The following is a 16,598-nucleotide window of genomic DNA, read 5'->3' as shown; positions in this document are numbered from 1 at the left end:
AGCGTTTTTATTGCGATTGAGCCGTGACCTCTCAGTCAGCTTGGTTCAAACTACAGCCTTTCAAGCAGGGAGATGTGGGGCGATGCTAGGGCACCCGGACGTAATCGATTACCTCAACACGTTGTTAACCGGCGAGCTGGCTGCACGTGACCAATATTTTGTCCATTCCCGTATGTACGAGGACTGGGGCTTCACCAAGTTGTACGAGCGTATCAACCACGAAATGGAAGAAGAGGCACAACACGCTGATGCGTTGATGCGCCGGATTCTCATGCTCGAGGGTACGCCACGCATGCGCCCGGACGATCTGGACGTCGGCACCACCGTGCCAGAGATGCTCGCCGCCGATTTGCGCCTGGAATACAAAGTCCGTGCTGCACTGTGCAAAGGCATCGAGTTGTGTGAGCTGCACAAAGACTACGTAAGCCGCGACATCCTGCGCATTCAGTTGGCAGACACCGAAGAAGACCACACCTACTGGCTGGAAAAACAGCTGGGCCTGATCAAGTCCATCGGTCTGCAGAACTACCTGCAATCGCAGTTCTGATCGGCAGTCTTCACGCCCAACAAAAAGCCCCTGTCATTTCGCAATGACAGGGGCTTTTTAATACCGCGAATTAAGCGCGGTCGCGGATCAGTAACGGCTTCAGGTAGAAGCCGGTGTGAGACTGCGTCATCTCAGCCACTGCTTCCGGCGTGCCGGTCGCAATGATCTGCCCACCTTTCGAGCCGCCTTCCGGGCCGAGGTCCACCAGCCAGTCTGCGGTTTTGATCACATCCAGGTTGTGCTCAATCACCACCACCGTGTTGCCGTGGTCGCGCAGCCTGTGCAGCACTTCCAGCAATTGCTTGATGTCCGCAAAGTGCAGGCCGGTAGTCGGCTCATCAAGGATGTACAGCGTTTTGCCGGTGTCGCGCTTGGACAGCTCGCGAGACAACTTGACCCGCTGTGCTTCACCGCCTGACAGCGTCGTGGCGGATTGCCCAAGCTTGATGTACGACAAACCTACGTCCATCAAGGTTTGCAGCTTACGCGCCAATGCAGGGACTGCATCAAAGAACTCACGCGCTTCTTCGATCGTCATCTCCAGCACTTCATGGATGCTCTTGCCCTTGTACTTGATCTCAAGGGTTTCGCGGTTATAGCGCTTGCTCTTGCAGACGTCGCACGGCACGTAGATATCCGGCAGAAAGTGCATTTCTACCTTGATAAGGCCATCGCCCTGACACGCCTCGCAGCGCCCGCCTTTCACGTTGAACGAGAAACGCCCCGGGCCATAACCCCGTGAACGGGACTCAGGCACGCCCGAAAATAGCTCGCGGATCGGCGTAAACAGCCCCGTGTAGGTTGCCGGGTTGGAACGCGGCGTCCGGCCAATCGGGCTTTGATCAATGTCGACGACTTTATCCAGGTGCTCCAGCCCTTTGATGCTGTCATGGGCAGCAGCTTCCAGGGTGGTGGCGCCATTGAGTGCGGTGGCACTCAGCGGATACAGCGTGTTGTTAATCAGCGTCGACTTGCCCGACCCCGAAACACCGGTCACGCAGGTCAGAAGACCAATCGGGATCTCAAGGTCGACGTTGCGCAAGTTGTTGCCGCGGGCGCCCTTGAGCGACAGCGTCAGCTTCTTGTTGCGTGGCGTACGTTTGGCAGGGACTTCAATTTTCACCCGGCCAGACAAGTACTTGCCGGTGAGCGAGTCAGGGTGCGCCATCACTTCGGCAGGCGTCCCCTCGGCCACGATATGCCCGCCATGCACCCCGGCACCCGGGCCGATGTCCACCACGTAATCCGCAAGACGAATCGCGTCTTCGTCGTGCTCAACCACAATCACCGTGTTGCCGATATCGCGCAGGTGCTTGAGCGTGCCCAGCAAACGGTCGTTATCGCGCTGGTGCAAACCAATCGAGGGTTCGTCGAGGATGTACAGAACACCCACCAAACCGGCGCCAATCTGGCTGGCCAGACGAATCCGCTGCGCTTCACCGCCCGACAGCGTGTCGGCACTGCGGTCCAGCGACAGGTAGTCGAGGCCCACATTCACCAAAAACTGCAGGCGCTCGCGGATTTCCTTGAGGATCTTGTCCGCGATTTCACCACGCCGTCCGGTCAGGCTCAGGCTACTGAAATACTCAGTCGCATCACCAATCGGCATATTGGTCACGGCCGGCAGATTTTTCTCACCCACCCACACATGACGAGCCTCTCGGCGCAGGCGGGTGCCACGGCAATCCGGGCAAGACTGCGTACTGAGGAACTTGGCCAGCTCTTCACGCACCGTGGCAGACTCGGTTTCCCGATAGCGGCGCTCAAGGTTCGGCACAATCCCTTCAAACGGGTGCGCGCGCTTCACAATGTCGCCGCGATCATTCAGATAGCGGAAGTCCACATTCTGAGAGCCACTGCCGTACAGAATGACTTTCTGCTTGTCGGCAGGCAGTTCATTGAACGGCACTTCAAGGCTGAAATCGTAATGCTTGGCCAGGGCCCCGAGCATCTGGAAGTAATAGACGTTGCGCCTGTCCCAACCGCGAATGGCGCCCTCGGCCAGGGTCAGCTCACCGTTCACCAGGCGCTTGATATCAAAGAACTGCTTCACCCCCAGACCGTCGCAGGTCGGGCACGCGCCAGCCGGGTTGTTAAAGGAAAACAGCTTGGGTTCAAGTTCACTGATGGCATGGCCACAGATCGGGCAGGCGAAGCGCGCAGAGAAGATGATCTCCTCACCCGGCTCATCGTCCATCGGTGCGACCAGCGCAATACCGTCCGCCAGCTTCAGGGCCGTTTCAAACGACTCCGCCAAGCGCTGCTGCAGGTCCGCACGCACTTTAAAGCGGTCTACCACCACATCAATGGTGTGCTTCTTCTGTTTGTCGAGTTTAGGCAGCTCATCCAGCTCACAGAGCTTGCCGTCCACACGGGCCCGCACAAAACCCTGCGCACGCAACTCCTCAAACACCGACAGGTGCTCACCTTTACGCTCGCGGATAACCGGCGCCAGCAGCATCAACTTGCTGCCTTCGGGCTGAGCCAGCACCAGGTCAACCATCTGGCTGACCGTCTGGGCTTCCAGAGGGATGTCGTGATCCGGGCAACGCGGGATACCGACGCGGGCGTACAGCAGGCGCAGGTAATCATAAATCTCGGTGATCGTACCGACCGTAGAGCGCGGGTTGTGCGAGGTCGACTTCTGCTCGATCGAAATCGCCGGTGACAACCCTTCGATGGTATCGACGTCGGGCTTTTCCATCATCGACAAGAACTGGCGGGCATAAGCCGACAAGGACTCGACGTAACGCCGCTGGCCTTCGGCATACAACGTGTCAAACGCCAGGGATGATTTGCCGGAGCCAGACAGTCCGGTGATGACGATCAGTTTGTCCCTTGGCAGGGTCAGGTCGATGTTCTTCAGGTTGTGGGTTCGTGCCCCACGTATCAGGATCTTGTCCACTGCGGCCTCGCTTGGCGGGCATAACGTAAACGACTGAGTATACGTATCTGCGGGAAAACTGTGCAGGTCCTTGATGGCTGCATGTCATCAGCGGCTGCTGACGTTGGGTGTGTGTTCTGTCAGGCGTTTCTTAACTTTTACGTGACAAAGCGTCGCGGCCCGCTCCTGTGTGTGCTGTTACTCGATGGGACTGATAGAATCGCCGCCGGTTCACATGAGGTTTTTCCATGCACGATCCCCAAAGCGAACGCATGAGTGGCAGAGAGACCCGCGCAGCCAGCGGTCTGGCACTTGTGTTTGCGTTCCGAATGCTTGGCATGTTTATGGTGTTGCCGGTTCTGGCGACCTATGGCATGGACCTGGCAGGCGCTACACCTGCACTGATTGGATTGGCGATAGGCGCTTACGGCCTGACTCAGGCGCTCTTTCAAATCCCTTTCGGGATCATTTCCGACCGCATTGGCCGACGCCCGGTCATCTACCTCGGGTTGATCGTGTTTGCCCTGGGCAGCGTGCTGGCGGCTCAATCGGACTCTATTTGGGGCGTGATTGCAGGGCGCGTCCTGCAAGGCGCTGGCGCCATTTCGGCGGCCGTGATGGCGCTGCTCTCCGACCTCACCCGCGAACAGCACCGCACCAAGGCCATGGCCATGATCGGCATGACCATCGGCTTGTCCTTTGCCGTTGCCATGGTCGTCGGGCCGCTGCTGACCCGCGCCTTCGGCCTGTCCGGGTTGTTCCTGGCCACGGGGGCGATGGCGCTGCTGGGCATCGTGATCATCCGGTTTATGGTGCCGCGTTCTACCGACACCTTGCAGCACCGCGAATCCGGTGTGGCCAAGCAGGCCTTGTTGCCGACCTTGCGCCATCCCGACCTGCTGCGCCTGGATTTGGGCATCTTTGTGTTACACGCCATGTTGATGTCCAGCTTCATTGCCTTGCCGCTGGCGCTGGTCGAAAAAGCCGGCCTGCCCAAGGAGCAGCACTGGTGGGTGTACCTCACCGCGCTGCTGATTTCTTTCTTCGCCATGATCCCGTTCATCATCTACGGCGAAAAGAAACGCAAAATGAAACGAGTTTTGCTCGGCGCCGTCAGTACGTTGATGCTGACTGAGCTATTCTTCTGGCAGTTCGGTGACAGTTTACGAACGTTGGTGATCGGCACGGTGGTGTTCTTCACCGCGTTTAACCTGCTGGAGGCGTCATTGCCTTCATTGATCAGCAAGGTGTCACCGGCGGGCGGCAAAGGGACGGCGATGGGGGTGTATTCCACCAGCCAATTCCTCGGTTCGGCACTGGGCGGCATACTCGGCGGCTGGTTTTTCCAGCATGGCGGTTTGTCGGCTGTGTTCCTGGGATGCGCAGCTCTGGCTGCACTCTGGCTGGTCTTTGCTGTTACCATGCGCGAACCACCTTACGTAACAAGCCTGCGCTTGCCGTTGTCACCTCAAGCGTTGCGCGAAGCAGGTCTGGCAGAGCGTTTAAAGGCCGTTAAGGGCGTTACAGATGCAGTGGTCGTGACTGAAGAGTCTGCGATTTATATCAAATTGGACACCGAACTATTGGATCGCGCGACACTTGAGCAGCTGGTTAACCCGGCGCCGGTGCGCGAAGCCTAGGAGAACGTTATGGCCCGTGGGGTTAACAAAGTTATATTGGTCGGCACATGCGGCCAGGATCCCGAAGTTCGCTACTTGCCTAACGGTAATGCCGTGACCAACCTGAGTCTGGCAACCAGCGAACAATGGACCGACAAACAAACCGGTCAGAAAGTCGAAAAGACTGAATGGCACCGTGTATCGATGTTCGGCAAAGTGGCCGAAATCGCTGGTGAATACCTGCGCAAGGGTTCGCAGGTGTACATCGAAGGCAAGCTGCAAACCCGTGAGTGGGAAAAAGACGGTATCAAGCGTTACACCACCGAAATCGTGGTCGACATGCAAGGCACCATGCAGTTGCTGGGTGGCCGTCCACAGGGCGACCAACAAAACCAGGGCGGCGGTAACAACTACCAGCAATCCGCTCCGCGTCAGCAGGCACAACGCCCTGCGCCGCAGCAACAGCAGCAACAGTCGCGTCCAGCGCCGCAACAGCAGGCTCCACAGCCAGCCGCGGACTTCGACAGCTTCGACGACGATATTCCGTTCTGAGGAACACCTGAGACCTAAATCTAAGGTTTCTTTCTGAAAGCCCCTGTACAGGGCAATGCTGTTCACATAAGCGAAAGCGAACCCTGTAGGAGCGAGCTTGTCTCGCGATCTTTTGATCTTTTAAAAGCTCGCGAGACAAGCTCGCTCCTACAGTTACTCGTACGCATCTCATAAGTGAACAGCATTACCTGTATAGGGGCTTTTTTATGGTTTTACGACGCGAAGTTTTAAACCTTGAAGTGTTGTCCCCATCAGGAAAAAGCTCAGGCAAGCACACATTCACCATTGACCGTCCGCCAGAGTTCTAGCGGATTGCCATCCTGTAGTGCTGCCGGCATCAAAGCCGCAGGCAGGTCCTGATAACACACGGGCCGCAGGAATCTGTCGATGGCGCTGGCGCCGACCGCGCTGCTGCGACTGTCCGAACTGGCCGGGAACGGGCCGCCGTGCACCATGGCGTGCGAGACCTCGACGTTGTTCGGGTAACCGTTCGCCAAAATCCGCCCCGCTTTGCGCTCAAGCACGGGCAACAGTTTTCGTGCCAGCCCATGATCAGCCTCATCCAGTTGCAAGGTCGCCGTCAGTTGGCCTGACAGGTGCTCGGCGACTGCCAGCATTTCTTCTTCATTCTTGCAGGCGACTATTAGCGAGCTGGGGCCGAATGTTTCGTCGCTCAGTCGTCCTGTCGTCACAAAGGTGGCTGCATCCGTTACGAACAATGCGGCTTGCGCTGCACATGGCTTTTGCGCGGGACCACCTTGCCCTAACGTCGTAACACCGTTGGTAGCGGCCGTCTCCTCGACACCGGCGAGGTAAGCCTGATGAATGCCCGGCGTCAGCAGGGTTGCCGCCGCCTTTGTGCGCAGGGTATCCAGGGCTGTATCGCAAAACTGGGTCAGAGACGGGCCTTCCAGGGCAATCACCAAGCCCGGATTGGTGCACAGTTGCCCCGCACTCATTGTCAGCGCCTCGACGAATCCGCGGCCGATTTCGCTGGCGCGCATCGACAGCGCATACGGCAACAGGAACACGGGATTGATGCAGCTCATTTCGGCGTACACCGGAATCGGTTCGCTGCGTTGCGCCGCCGTACGCATCAGCGCCAGGCCGCCTTGTCGCGAACCTGTAAAGGCGACGGCCTTGATCGCGGGATGGCTGACCAGGGTCTGGCCGAACAGGTTGCCGTCGCCTATGAGCAGGGAAAACACGCCCTCTGGTAACGAGTGGGCAGCGGCTGCCTGCTGAATCACCAGGCCAACCAGTTCAGACGTACCCAGATGAGCCTCGTGCGCCTTGACCACGATCGGGCAGCCAGCGGCCAGGGCGGCGGCGCTATCGCCGCCGGCAACCGAAAACGCCAGGGGAAAATTGCTTGCACCAAATACAGCCACCGGGCCGAGCGCGATCTTGTGCAATCTCAGGTCGGGGCGAGAAGGGAGGCGCGTCGGCAACGCGCTGTCCAGGGTGGCGCCGAGGTAGTGGCCATCGCGAGCAACCTTGGCAAACAGCCGCAACTGGCTGACGGTGCGGCCCCGCTCGATGATCAGGCGCGCGGCAGGTAATCCCGACTCCAGAGACGCGCGCTCGATCAGCGCAGCCCCCAACGCCAAAATGCCCGTGGCAATCGCTTCCAGAAATTGAGCACGCTGCTCTGCCGTGGTCGCGCGGTAGCGATCAAAGGCTTGCTGCGCCAGCGTGCAGGCCTGATCAATCTCAGTCATACCGCCGACGCCGAAGTCGGGGCTCAGCGTTTCATGGGTGGCCGGGTTGATTGCACGCAGCGATCCGTTGTCGCCACGCACAGCCGACTGGCCGATGAGCATTTTGCCGGTAATCATCATGTTTCCTTTCGCTTGCTGTGCCATTGTCAGGCCTGATTTTCGTTGAAATGAACTGCGCAGGCGGTTCGCTCTAGGTATAGCGGTAGCGGCCCAGCACAGCCTGCGGGTCCATCAACTGCTGCATGGCCCTGCTGATGTGCTGCACCACAGGCGTCGTGTACCTGCTGTAATAAGCGGCATTCATTGGCCCGACACCATGCTCTGCACTGAAGCAGCCGCCGTTTTCGGACACCCGCTTATAAATGCCGCTGCGCACAGCGACGATCTTGGCGATGCCGTACTGGGCGATATGCGCGTGCGGGACAAGCACAATCAAATGGCAGCCGCCGTCGGCAAAATGGCCGAAATCGTAAAGCTGCAGCAGCGGGTGTTCCTGCGCTAGCCACTGCGCAGCCTGATCTCTGAAAGCCACTAATTGTGAGCGCGAAAACGCCACGTCGAACGAGAGCGGAATGCCTTCCTTGGCGATGGCCAACGGCAGGTTGTCTCGCAGTGGCCAAAAGCTGCTGGTGTTACCCAGGACAGCGTCGAGAACCCGGCCGCTTTCATACAGCGCTTCCAGCACCTGTTCGGTTCGTTGCGCAAACATCGTGTGCAAGCCAGGCATGCTGCTGGCGATCTCAATCAGGGCATAACAGCTGGCCGACGATTGGCTGAACGGGTGGCGCAGGGTGGGGAAGTTGCGCAACGTAATGGCGAGCGCCGCCTCGGATATCACTTCGAACGCGCACAGCAGGTCGCCGAATTGCAGTTCGAAGGCGTGCAGCACCTCAAGCGCTGTCCCATGGTCAGGCAAGGCAACAAACATGCTCTGTGTCGACTGGTCGATGCGTTTGAGCTCAAGCGTGGCCGCCGTAATGATCCCGAAGGCACCGCCGGTGCCGACAAACATCTGCTTGAGATCGAGCCCGGTATTGTTCTTGCGCAACGGCGCGAGCAGCTGCACCACGGTGCCGTCGCCATCGGCCAGCACCACCTCGATGCCGAGCAAGTTATGGCGCACGTCGCCATGCTTGAGCAAGCGGCTGCCACCGGCATTGGCGCCGATCAGTCCGCCTATCGCCGGATCGCTGCCGACATCGATAGGGAAGCACAGCGAATGGGGCTCCAGTTGGCGATTCAACTCAGACAAGAGCACACCAGCGTCGACAATGACCGTGCGGTTCAAGGGATCAATCTCGCGCACTCGGCGTAAGCGCGAAAGGGACACGATCACTTGCGTGCCGGAGTTGTCGGTGACGGCGCCGCCCACCAACCCGCTGCGGTTACCTTGGGCGATCAGCCGTATGCGATGGCGCACCGCGATGCGCATCAGCGCGCTGACCGCCTGGGTATCGCTCGGGAGGACGACCGCCGCCGCCTTGCCCCGGCACTGCGCGACGTCGATTTCATAAGGTGCACAGGCCGCCCCGGTCAGCAGTGACGCCTGCCCCAGCACGTCGGCGACTTCGGTCAGGAACGCGTGGAGCCCCGATGCAGGTTCCAGGTTGCTCATGGCGTCGCAACCACGCGTTTGAGCAGTTGGCTGCGTGTGAGCACCAGCGCGACGATGGGCAATACGCCTCCCAGCAACGTGTTATGGCGAAAAGCCAGTGACACCGCGACGGCGATGGCAGCGGCCACCAGCAGCATCACCGAGAGTTTTCTGATCAACCCATGATCGCTGCTGGCTTCGCCGATAAACCCCAGTGGCGAAAGCCGGGTAGCGCCCAAGCCAATCACCAAGACGCACGCCAGCACGGGTGCAGCCCCCAGCTCCTGCCCCCACACTTGCAACGCAGCGGTAGAGACCCACGCCAGCAGGGCGCCAATCATCAGGTACAAGTCGACACCCAGTGCGATCCAGTGACCAGGACGGTATTTGAACAGCCAGAACACGTGCGCAATGCTCAGAATACCGCTGACCACATACGCGGTATCCCAGCGCACGCCTGCCTCACCTGGGCCAAAACGGCCATACAAAAGGAACACGATAACTGGAATGAATGCGCTGGCATTCGACAAATAGGCACGGCCTAGCTTGCTGATAGACATGCTGCTTTCCTTGAATAGAGATGCAATGAAATGCCCGGGTCGGGGCTTAACTTTTGTGCCAGCGGAACATGAAGGTCGCGGCGCTGAGGAACAAAGCGGTCCAGCCTGCCAGGGTCAGCAAGGGCAGCCACAGCGAAGGCAGGGATGCGCCGTCGAGCATCACTTGGCGCAGTACCGAGACAAACTGGTTGATCGGAATCACCGAGAGAATGTTTTTGATCCAGGCGGGCGCATCGTTTAACGGGATGGTCAGGTTGCCGAAGAACAGGGCCGGGTAATGGATCAGATGGCAGAGCAATTCGGTTTCTTTTATCGAGGCAGTACGGCTGGCCAGCAGGGTACCGAGGCACAGCAACATGACGCCGCCCAGCACAATCACCGGCAACGCACGCAAGGTCTGCACACTCCACAGCGAGAGGTCGATGCCGTATCCAAACCGCGCCACCAGCAGCAAGGAGCCCACCGAAATCAGCATCATGACCACCCGCGACACGAGGATAGAGGCCAGAAAAACCAGCTTCGGCACAGGAAAGCAGGCGTAGATCTTGAGCGCGTTGTGTTCACGCAAGCTGGCAATCGACAAGGCGGTGGACATGATGCCGAGTGACATCAAACAGATGACCAAAATGCCGGTGGTAAAAAACTGGCCGTAGTCGAAGGGCTTGGCGCCGGAGGCCGTGTCTTCGAAATGCACCAGGTCAGCCGACACAATGCCGCGCTGGGCCGCCGAACACCTGACCGCAGCAATCTCAATCACACGTGCGGCGGCGCGTACCGCAAGCTGGCCGTTGAAGTCGTATTGCACCTGCAACGGGCCATCGCCTGCCGGGAATACAATGCGCACAGTGTCTGCTGCGATGGCGGCAGTGTTGCTGACGGTTGAAAATTCAGCCTTTACAGGATCACCGCCCGCAAACGCCTGCTGGATCGCCACCTTGCAACTGGTGTCCGGGCTGGCCTGGACGCCTGCCTCCACAAACTCAACCTTGACCGTACCGAGTGAGCCTCGATGACCGAAAGCCATCAGCATCACGGTCAACAGCAGGATCGGGAAGGCCAGCGCCCAAAACAGCGCCGACTTGCTGCGAAAAAACCCCAGCAGTTCGTTGCGCGTCAATATCGCCAGTACGCTAAGCATCCAGTTCTCCTTGGGCGCAGAGGTGCAACATATCGCGGTAGTGGGTGGGGCCGAATTCACAATGTTGGAACGCAACATTGCCGATCAGGCGACGTATCGACGGCTCCAGCTCCTGCGTGCCATACACGCTGATTTCATTGCGTGATGGCATCGACAACCGCAGCGTGGCGCTTTCGCGTTGCAACTGGTGATAGATGGCGTTGACCTGATCAACATCGTCCAACTGCAAATAAGCATGGAAGGCGCCGACGAGGCGGTTCTTCAGTGATTCTTTATCGCCTCGATACTCAACCCCGCCGTTGCACACCCACACCACGTCGCTGGCGGCATCCAGCTCTTCTTCCGAGTGGCAAATCATGATGATCGTCAAGCCGGCCAGGTCGTAGCGCAGCAGGTGTGCGACGCGCTCGATATACGCGCGGTCAAGCCCGGTAAACGGCTCGTCAAGGACAGCAAGTTCCGGGTGGTGGGCCAGCGCGACGAACAAATCGAGCCGCTGTTTCTGGCCGCGTGACAGTGCCCGATAAGGCAGTTTGCGCAGCGCTTCGATATCCAGAGCCTGCGCCACCTGCGGGTCTTGCTTGCCGTACAGGGCCAGATGCAAATCGAGGATCTCCCGCACATTCGACGAGTCTTCATACTCGACTCGCTGCAATTGCACTCCCAGTCGCTTGCGATGCCGGGTGCTTTGCAGAAAATGCGCCGCCGCCACCCCCAGAATCTGCGCCTCTTCCAGATGCGCCTGACGGAACCCGAGCAAGGCTTCGATCAGCGTGGTCTTGCCGGCGCCATTGGGACCGATGATGGCGGTATGCCGACCGCGGCGAAAATGCAGATCGCGGACCTCGAAGCGGAAACTGCCGGCGCTGACCCGGGTCAGTTTGGCTTCCATCGCATAAGTGGGCGTGGGTGCCAACTGCACCTCACGGTGCACGGCAGGTTCAGGCAGCCCGTGTTTGTCGTCTGTCAGCAGGATTGGACTGTTCATGGTCAATCGAACAACGCGACTTGGACATCGCGTTGGCCTTTGAAAGGATTGCGGCCATGGGCAACGGCAATGTTATCGATCAACAGCATGTCACCGCTGCGCCAGGGAAAAGCGATCTCCTGCGCCTCCAGCGCGTCGTAGATTGGCGCGATGTCAGCCTCCGGGATCGGCGTGCCGTCGCCCAGCCGCACATCGTAAGGGCGGGCCGGTTTGTCCTGATAGGCGTGCTGAATGTAGGCGTAACCCGGTTTGCCGAGGGAGCGGGCATTGTTGTGTTGGGTCGACAGTTGGTTGAACCAGATGGGCTCGCCCGTCAGCGGATGTTTCAAGACGGCGTCACCGGTATGCGACACCGTGATGCTGCCGTCTTCGAGCCACTGGTAATCGAGGTGTGTCTCGCGGCACAGCTGTTCCACCCGCTGCGGATCATCGGTCAGAAACGCCTCATCCCAGGGCCGGTGGTATTCGCGCATATGGGTGTTGCGCGGTTCATTCTCGGGTGTGCTGGGGGCACGGAAGTTGCGCACATACTGAATGCGTGCGGCGCTGAGGCGTTCGATCAAAGGCGCTGGCAAGCGGCGAGTAACGGCCCGCATGTCACACAGAATGGTTTCGCCGCCTTCTACCGAGGGCTGTTTGCAAAAGAAGGCAAGTTTCTGCGGGTAGTGCGCCATGTAGGCCTTTTCTTGATGCAGGCCGATTTTCAGGGTGGGCGGGATACGGGTCGATTCGTAGACTCTGCCCTCAATGTTCTTGCGTGGCGTGGCGCCGCCGATATAACCGAACGCGTGCTCAGGATAGTTTTGCGCAATCACCTGGAAGTCCGCGTTTTCGCGCAAGGCAAAACCACGGAACAACAGGCAGCCGAACTCCAGCAGCAAGCTGTCAAAGACCGCCCGGTGCTGGCGATACCACGTCGCAAACGCTTCACTGTCAGTGCTTAGCGTGTTGTCTACAGGCGTTATGACCAGTGGCATGGGCCCGTGTGACAGGAACCCACACTGCACCTGCGAGCTGCCCAGCATTGCCTGAAAGTGCTCAACCCGATCTGTACGTTGATCCATAGCCTTGTCCCCGGCGAGTTGCGTATCAAGCCAACAAAGGTTTTTTAATGAGGATTTCGAAACCCAGTGCGCCCATGCCCGAACGGGGGCTGGTCACCACTGTGCAATGCTCCAGACCCGCCTCGATAACCAACTCGCGCGCTTCTTGCAGGGTGACTTTTTCTTCGACGTGGGTCGGTGGATAACCCACCGACGCGCGCATTTGAGTGAATTTTTCCAGCAACTCCGGGGCGACGTCGCGGCGCATGTCGTGCACCAGACCGACGCCGCCGGGCTGCAGTACGCGGTACATCTCGGTCAGGCTTTTCACCTTGTCCGGCAAGTGATGCAAGGTGGCGCGGCTGACCGCCATGGTCAGGCTGTTGTCCGCGAAGGGCAGGTCCAGGGCGTCGCCCACCTTGAGTTCGATGGTGTCGCTCAGGCCTAACGCTTCGATGCGCGGTCGGCCACCCTCGAGCATGGTTTCGTCCAGATCCAGGCCGATGAAATGCCAGCCTTTTAATACCGGATCGGCCGCCAGCCGTACCGGCACCACGACGGTGGCCGTGCCGATATCGACCAGGGCGCCGGGCGGCAGGTCGCGGGCAATCTGGCGGATGCGGGTAACGAACATCACGTCCCAGGGTTCCAGTGCTTGCGAGGCAAAGCGGTCGTATTCGTCGGCAGGCCGCAGGTTTTTCAATAACATTTTTAAGCTCCAGCAGTAGAGGGCGTTAAAAGAGGTTTCGGCGTTGGCATAGCAAGGGTGGTGTGCGTCTGGTTGTCTTACAGCCACCCCACGGGAACGGTGGCCAACAACGTGCGGGCGGCTTTGCTGCCGACCCCGAAAGCAGGACGATCACGCCGTTCGATGGCATGCGCGACCATGGCCGTCACCCGGCCACAAAGCCCCAGACCGACACCCCAGCGGGCTTGCGTCACACCGAGATCGAGCAAGGCTGCGGCGGTGATGAAATCAATGTTCGGACGCAGGCCTTTACGCTCCAGGACGTGGGCACACACAACGTCGAAAACCTCCAGGTAGCGCCCCCCGAATCCCCATTCTGCAAACAGGGCTCTGAGGTGCGGCGGCCGTGGGTCCTGCACGAACAGCGGATGGCCGAAACCAAACAACAGGTTGCCGGGCTGATCCAGCGCGTGATCGACCGCCTGGCGTATGTCCGCAGAGCTGGCTTGCGCACTGATGGTCTTGAGCCAGGTCATCGCTTCTTCGGCTGCGCCGACATGGTTAGGTCCGCTGGCCATAAACCCGGCCGCCACGGCTTGGGCAATGCTGACACCGGTGCCGATGGCGGTACGGGGTACCAGCACCGTTGGCGTGATGTAGCCGAACCCGGCGTGCCAGGCCACCAGCAGGGCGTCGATGACACGAATGGACAGGGCGTCGATGCGCGTCGCGCCCATGGCAGCCAGCACGGCCTCGGCGTGTTGGATCGGTGCTGCGCCGTGGGCGGCATAACCGAGCGCCGCGTGTAGAAAGTGCGGCGTCGAGGCAATGCTGACCAGGCCCTGGATAAAGTCCGCATGCGTGGGCAAACCGCGCGCGCTCGCTTCAATCAGGGCGATATTTTCCAGCGTTGCCAAATCGCCGAGCAGGCCACAGGCGGCTGCCTGAACGATGCCGGCACCGCTGGCGGCCACGGCTTCGATGCCACGCCGGTAGGCGGGCTCCTGCGACAAGTGGCTGGCAATGCGGACCAGGACCGCGTCAATGGCCTGGCTCTGCGTCGTGGACGGCAGGTTGCCAAACCATGCCAGCCATAGCGCCGTGGGGAAGTCGACGCTGCCGATCAGGTCATTGAGGTTGCGTCCCCTGACCCATAGGCCTTCATTGGGCTCCAGTGTGGCGCCGTCGATATTGGTGCCGCGATACAGCGTGCGCGGTCCGCCAAACAGGCTCTGCGCCGGCGCGGGTGTGGGCGTGGGCGTGTCGGCCTGGACCAATTCATCCAGCGTAATGCTGCCGTGGGCAACCAGCAGGTTTTCTATGGCGTGGGCGTGCTGCGTCACAGTCGGCAGAATGTTGGCGAAAAAATACTGGGCGGTCTTGATCTTGCCACGGTAAAAAGCCGCTTCTTCAGCGCTTTGTGGTTGGCGCAACTGACGCTCTGCCAGGCAGGCCGATTCCAGCAAGACCCAGGCGCTGGCGGTGAGGCCGAGCATTTCCAGGAAACGCGTATAAAACTGGCTGGTTTCGTGTGTGCGACCGGCACGCACGTGCTCATTGATCCATGAGAGCGCCTGCTCAACGGCGACCATGGCGTTTTCCAGCAGCGGGAATTGGCCTTGCAACTCAGTACCGGCCCCCAGTGTGCTGTTCAAGAAGGCATCCAGCTCTTCGCGCAGAAACTTGATCAGGCGTGAGTTCCTGCCAAAACCCAGCTTGTCGCGCACCAGGTCCTGGGACTGGATGTAATTGGTCCCTTCCCAGATCGACAGGATTTTCACGTCGCGGGCATTTTGCTCCACAGGGTAAGCATCGGTGTAGCCGATGCCGCCATGCACCTGGATCGCCAGCTCGCAGATTTTCCAGGCCTGGTCCGAGACGAAAGCCTTGCAGATCGGCGTGAACAGCAGCACCAGTTTGCGGAATTTTTCGACCTGGGCTTCGTCCAGTACCGGCTCCGCTTCCAGGGCAAACGCCTGGGTCGATGCGCCGGTCAATTTGCCGAGCAGCCCACGGCAGCCCTCTACCCGAGCCTTCATTTCCAGCAGCATGCGCTGCACGTCGGCGTGTTCGATGATGGGCACAGCAGGGGCGCTGGCATCGGACGTGCGGCTGATGGCTCGCCCTTGCAGCCGTTTGCCGGCGAAATCGGCTGAGTGCAGATAAGCGCTGGAAGCCAGGCCCAGGCCGATAATCGCCGTGCTCATACGCGCCTGGTTCATCAAGGGCACCAGTTGCAGCAACCCGGCATTCTTGCGATCGCCCAGCAGGACAGCGCGGGTGGTGCCGCTTCGACCAAACACCAGTTGGGTATTGGCGCAGCCCTTCAAGCCCATTTTGCGCAGCAAGGACGTGCACTCGACATGGTTGTCTTCCAGCTCTCCCGTTTCCGGGTTAGGCCAGAAGCGAGGCACCAGCAGGCAGGACAGCGAGTAGGAGGTCGAGGTGGTGGTATTAATGCGGCCCAAGACAAAATAAACGGTGTTTTCGGTCAGCGTATGCATGCCCGCCGAGATGTAGACCTTTTCGCCGCTGACCGCGTATTCGCCGTTTTCAAGGGGCTTTGCGACGGTGGTGACAGCCGTCAGGTCGCTGCCCGCCTGCTGCTCGGTGGCGCAGAAGCACGCGTCCCAGTCGTAGTGCTGAAGCTTGCGCAGGTACGTTGCCTTTTGCGCTGCGGTACCGTGCATCTTCAACAGTTTGATGGCCGGAAAATTGAAGCCGCCATAGGTCATGAACGCCGGATTGGCGCCCATGAACATTTCCTGGATGGCTTGCCGAATCAGCGGTGGCAAAGCCGGTTGCTGCGATTCGCTGTCGTTGCCCAGTACCTGAATCCACTCATCCTTATAGCGTTGCCAAAGCCCGTGGAACTCTTTGGGGATTTCGACTGTGCCGTTTTCCAGCAAGCGGCACTCCTGCCGGTCAGAGGCTTGATAGGCTTTGCCCAGCTCATAAGCGAACGCTCTGGCGCGCTCCAGCAAGGCATCGTAGTAGGCACGGTTCTTGGCGTTGAACGGCGCCCGAGCGAGAAAAGTCTGGTCGGTTTTATGCAGCTCCCATAAAAAAAAGCGAAGCTCACGCAGGCTGACTTTATAAGCAGACATAGGTTTTCCTGATTAATAAGCGGTGTGTCTGGGGTCAGGCGCCAGCCTGGATCTCGGCCACAATGGCCCCGGCGGTGCCGCACAAGGCCGCATCCCACAGCAAGGCGGTGGCCGTTTTACCGGGGGGGAGGCTGGCGCGCAGGCGCAGGAGCGACAG

Annotated in this window: 12 protein-coding genes; 3 read left to right on the top strand and 9 right to left on the bottom strand. The window is 59.6% G+C overall.

The features are described 5' to 3' along the window. The first annotated feature begins 82 nt into the window (after positions 1-82). The gene (gene bfr / locus GHO41_RS12220; protein ID WP_048373825.1) at positions 83-547 is read left to right on the top strand and encodes a bacterioferritin; all 465 of its coding nucleotides are present in this window, start codon (positions 83-85) and stop codon (positions 545-547) included. Between the two features lie 70 nt (positions 548-617). Here the strand turns inward: bfr and uvrA are convergent, their stop codons facing one another. Continuing rightward, on the bottom strand, positions 618-3,452 hold the full coding sequence (uvrA, locus tag GHO41_RS12215; RefSeq protein WP_048373823.1) for an excinuclease ABC subunit UvrA: 2,835 nt from the start codon (positions 3,450-3,452) through the stop codon (positions 618-620). A 227-nt stretch (positions 3,453-3,679) separates the two neighbouring features. Here uvrA and GHO41_RS12210 point away from each other — a divergent pair, with 227 nt between their 5' ends. Both GHO41_RS12210 and GHO41_RS12205 read left to right on the top strand, forming a co-directional pair. Beyond that, a complete protein-coding gene (locus tag GHO41_RS12210) occupies positions 3,680-5,071 on the top strand; it encodes an MFS transporter (protein ID WP_153433720.1) in 1,392 nt (463 codons plus the stop codon). Positions 5,072-5,080: 9 nt separating this feature from the next. Then, positions 5,081-5,602 carry a single-stranded DNA-binding protein gene (locus GHO41_RS12205; RefSeq protein ID WP_048373818.1) on the top strand — a complete coding sequence of 174 codons (522 nt, stop codon included), beginning with the start codon at positions 5,081-5,083 and terminating at the stop codon, positions 5,600-5,602. 263 nt (positions 5,603-5,865) lie between these two features. Here GHO41_RS12205 and GHO41_RS12200 read toward each other — a convergent pair whose 3' ends face one another. From GHO41_RS12200 to GHO41_RS30095, 8 genes are all read right to left on the bottom strand, one after another. Next, positions 5,866-7,443, bottom strand: a complete 1,578-nt coding sequence (locus GHO41_RS12200) for an aldehyde dehydrogenase (NADP(+)) (RefSeq protein ID WP_153433722.1) — start codon at positions 7,441-7,443, stop codon at positions 5,866-5,868. A 70-nt stretch (positions 7,444-7,513) separates the two neighbouring features. Continuing rightward, complete coding sequence (locus tag GHO41_RS12195) at positions 7,514-8,938, bottom strand: FAD-binding oxidoreductase (protein WP_153433719.1); 1,425 nt, start codon at positions 8,936-8,938, stop codon at positions 7,514-7,516. Next, on the bottom strand, positions 8,935-9,477 hold the full coding sequence (locus GHO41_RS12190) for a permease (protein ID WP_153328512.1): 543 nt from the start codon (positions 9,475-9,477) through the stop codon (positions 8,935-8,937). The genes GHO41_RS12195 and GHO41_RS12190 overlap by 4 nt, the downstream gene beginning before the upstream one ends. A 46-nt stretch (positions 9,478-9,523) precedes the next feature. Further along, complete coding sequence (locus GHO41_RS12185) at positions 9,524-10,615, bottom strand: ABC transporter permease (RefSeq protein ID WP_153433718.1); 1,092 nt, start codon at positions 10,613-10,615, stop codon at positions 9,524-9,526. Further along, positions 10,608-11,603: an ATP-binding cassette domain-containing protein gene (locus GHO41_RS12180; protein WP_153433717.1), complete on the bottom strand. Its 996-nt coding sequence runs from the start codon at positions 11,601-11,603 to the stop codon at positions 10,608-10,610. The genes GHO41_RS12185 and GHO41_RS12180 overlap by 8 nt, the downstream gene beginning before the upstream one ends. 2 nt (positions 11,604-11,605) lie before the next feature. Beyond that, positions 11,606-12,667 carry a TauD/TfdA family dioxygenase gene (locus GHO41_RS12175; protein WP_153433716.1) on the bottom strand — a complete coding sequence of 354 codons (1,062 nt, stop codon included), beginning with the start codon at positions 12,665-12,667 and terminating at the stop codon, positions 11,606-11,608. A 25-nt stretch (positions 12,668-12,692) separates the two neighbouring features. Then, on the bottom strand, positions 12,693-13,355 hold the full coding sequence (locus GHO41_RS12170; RefSeq protein ID WP_048373904.1) for a class I SAM-dependent methyltransferase: 663 nt from the start codon (positions 13,353-13,355) through the stop codon (positions 12,693-12,695). 77 nt (positions 13,356-13,432) lie between these two features. Beyond that, a complete protein-coding gene (locus GHO41_RS30095; protein ID WP_218580255.1) occupies positions 13,433-16,441 on the bottom strand; it encodes a citrate/2-methylcitrate synthase in 3,009 nt (1,002 codons plus the stop codon). Positions 16,442-16,598: the final 157 nt, after the last annotated feature.

It is taken from the genome of Pseudomonas sp. FSL R10-0399 (genome assembly GCF_009600165.1).
Taxonomy (GTDB): Bacteria; Pseudomonadota; Gammaproteobacteria; order Pseudomonadales; family Pseudomonadaceae; genus Aquipseudomonas; species Aquipseudomonas helleri.
The sequence above is the reverse complement of the archived record's forward strand: the minus strand, read 5'-3'. Positions and strand labels throughout refer to the sequence as shown.

Coding starts and splice junctions, on each gene's coding strand:
- bfr (WP_048373825.1), top strand. CDS start 83: ATGCTAGGGCACCCGGACGTAATCGATTACCTCAACACGTTGTTAACC.
- GHO41_RS12210 (WP_153433720.1), top strand. CDS start 3,680: ATGCACGATCCCCAAAGCGAACGCATGAGTGGCAGAGAGACCCGCGCA.
- GHO41_RS12205 (WP_048373818.1), top strand. CDS start 5,081: ATGGCCCGTGGGGTTAACAAAGTTATATTGGTCGGCACATGCGGCCAG.
- GHO41_RS12200 (WP_153433722.1), bottom strand. CDS start 7,443: ATGATGATTACCGGCAAAATGCTCATCGGCCAGTCGGCTGTGCGTGGC.
- GHO41_RS12195 (WP_153433719.1), bottom strand. CDS start 8,938: ATGAGCAACCTGGAACCTGCATCGGGGCTCCACGCGTTCCTGACCGAA.
- GHO41_RS12190 (WP_153328512.1), bottom strand. CDS start 9,477: ATGTCTATCAGCAAGCTAGGCCGTGCCTATTTGTCGAATGCCAGCGCA.
- GHO41_RS12185 (WP_153433718.1), bottom strand. CDS start 10,615: ATGCTTAGCGTACTGGCGATATTGACGCGCAACGAACTGCTGGGGTTT.
- GHO41_RS12180 (WP_153433717.1), bottom strand. CDS start 11,603: ATGAACAGTCCAATCCTGCTGACAGACGACAAACACGGGCTGCCTGAA.
- GHO41_RS12175 (WP_153433716.1), bottom strand. CDS start 12,667: ATGGATCAACGTACAGATCGGGTTGAGCACTTTCAGGCAATGCTGGGC.
- GHO41_RS12170 (WP_048373904.1), bottom strand. CDS start 13,355: ATGTTATTGAAAAACCTGCGGCCTGCCGACGAATACGACCGCTTTGCC.
- GHO41_RS30095 (WP_218580255.1), bottom strand. CDS start 16,441: ATGTCTGCTTATAAAGTCAGCCTGCGTGAGCTTCGCTTTTTTTTATGG.